The sequence below is a fragment of the Clostridium sp. HV4-5-A1G genome, assembly GCF_900184915.1.
Lineage (GTDB): Bacteria > Bacillota > Clostridia > Clostridiales > Clostridiaceae > Clostridium_B > Clostridium_B aromativorans.
This window is the reverse complement of sequence record NZ_FXYI02000350.1, coordinates 1-1,154: the sequence shown is the minus strand read 5'-3', so window position 1 is coordinate 1,154 and position 1,154 is coordinate 1. Positions and strand designations below refer to the sequence as shown.

Genomic DNA, 1,154 nt, shown 5'->3' with positions numbered 1-1,154 from the left:
GATATAAATTTAATTTTACTATCTAATTTTGTATTTATAAGTTTATAAATTTCTTCAATATTTTTAATAAAATCATCCACGCCGTTATCTCCAATTTTACTATACACTTACTTAAAGAGGTTTATATTTTTATTGAACAATTTACTAATACTGCCTCTAAAGCCCAAGTATAAATTATCAGATTAAGTATACCATAAATTATATATTATAAGGTAGGTGATGATACAACTATGTTCAAAAAATTAATATCCATCTTTTTAATGTGTATAATTTTTTTGTATTCCTATACTGTTATGGCTTTTTATAAAAAAGAGGCGCCTTTAATATATAACAAATCTTGGGCCTTTCAAACAAAAGCCAATCCTAAAGAAAATAGTACTCAAAAGTCCGCCAGCAGGCTTCAGAATTTAGATGTATCTAAATTGGACAGAAGTGAAAAAAACTGGTTTTTTAAACCCAACAACAAAGGCACTCCTTCAGAGATACCTGAAGACATTCTAAAACTTACAAATAAATACTCTGCATACTATTTAGGCAATACCTCTAAAAAAGTACTCTATTTAACCTTTGATGAAGGATATGAAAACGGCTATACTTCAAAAATACTGGATATACTAAAATCAAATAATGTTCCTGCTGCTTTTTTTGTTACAACACCCTATATAAAAGGCAATGCAGATTTGATAAACAGAATGGTAAAAGAAGGACACCTAGTATGCAACCATTCCACAAAGCACCCTTCAATGGCGGAGACTGCAAAAGATCCTATAAAATTTGAGAATGAATTTTTAGTAACAGAAGATGCCTATAGAGAAGTCACAGGCAAGGAAATGCCGCATTTTTTTAGACCCCCTATGGGAAAATACAGTGAGCTTTCTCTATTTTATACTAAAAAATTAGGTTATAAAACTATTTTCTGGAGTTTTGCCTATAACGATTGGAATGTTAAAAGGCAGCCTTCTCCTATAGAGTCTCAAAAAATGATAAGCCGCAGGACTCACAATGGAGCAATTGTATTGCTTCATGCAGTTTCGAAAACAAATTCTGAAATATTGGACTCTGTAATAAAAGATTGGAAAAATCAAGGTTATACCTTTGAAAGCTTAGATAAATTGCCATAAATATTCGTATTTTATATATATTTTCTTTATATT

At 30.0% G+C, this 1,154-nt stretch carries 1 protein-coding gene; it reads left to right on the top strand.

Annotated features, from left to right (window positions below; translation table 11 throughout):
* The first annotated feature begins 293 nt into the window (after positions 1 to 293).
* Positions 294 to 1,121, top strand: a complete 828-nt coding sequence (gene pdaA, locus J5G60_RS18425) for a delta-lactam-biosynthetic de-N-acetylase (RefSeq protein ID WP_407647173.1) — start codon at positions 294 to 296, stop codon at positions 1,119 to 1,121.
* Positions 1,122 to 1,154 lie beyond the last annotated feature (33 nt).

Coding starts and splice junctions, on each gene's coding strand:
- pdaA (WP_407647173.1), top strand. CDS start 294: ATGGCTTTTTATAAAAAAGAGGCGCCTTTAATATATAACAAATCTTGG.